Here is a 270-nt window from a genome sequence, read left to right as displayed (position 1 = left end):
ATTTCATTCTGGACGGAGGTTTGGGAAACTCACCGCAAAATTATAGGTAAAAGCAAAAGGCCAAAAACAAGAAATCAGATTATAAAATGGCTTAACAATCCTCATTCCGATGCAGCCGAATATAAAATGTGGGGTAATGGCGTAGCACTTCCATGCGTTTGTTTTGTGCTGACTGGCATTGTGTTATCTACACAAAATACCGCCGATTAATGGAACCGTATTTTCTACAGAAAGATGCTCTAAATGACTTGATATTAACAGCTTTTAGAG

At 38.1% G+C, this 270-nt stretch carries 1 pseudogene; it reads left to right on the top strand.

Annotated elements, in window-relative coordinates:
- Positions 1-210, top strand: a pseudogene (locus RYX56_RS22530) (hypothetical protein); the annotation flags it as partial.
- Positions 211-270: the final 60 nt, after the last annotated feature.

This window comes from Alkalihalophilus lindianensis, assembly GCF_032843265.1.
In the GTDB taxonomy this organism is placed as follows: Bacteria; Bacillota; Bacilli; order Bacillales; family Bacillaceae_D; genus Alkalihalophilus; species Alkalihalophilus lindianensis.
This window is presented reverse-complemented; position numbering and strand designations above follow the sequence as displayed.